We start from the raw sequence: 264 nt of genomic DNA, 5'->3' as shown, positions 1-264 counted from the left end.
CGCCTGAAAGAATAGCGTCGCTGGAAGCATCTAATCCCGAATCATATCTAGAGGCAATAGTCGAAACTGCAAAGTACGTTGTCGATGTCACGAATCCTGAGCGAAAATTACGGCAAGAAGCTGTTGTGTATGTTCCGGCTATTTATGGTCCGATGTATAACATTAATCAGCACTTCTGGAATCAGGTGCTTCGAAAGGTTAAGTTGGCTTGGCATAGGGACTTTATTAAGAAGGGTCTAATTAGAAATATTTGGTTCTCAAATA

Annotated in this window: 1 protein-coding gene; it reads left to right on the top strand. The window is 41.3% G+C overall.

Features of this window, described 5'->3' with window-relative positions; genetic code table 11:
- Positions 1 to 264, top strand: a 264-nt coding sequence (locus SB724_RS20560) for a hypothetical protein (RefSeq protein ID WP_410572762.1), incomplete at both ends; no start/stop codon positions are given.

This window comes from Bacillus sp. SIMBA_031 (genome assembly GCF_046535225.1).
GTDB lineage: Bacteria > Bacillota > Bacilli > Bacillales > Bacillaceae > Bacillus > Bacillus velezensis.
This window is presented reverse-complemented; position numbering and strand designations above follow the sequence as displayed.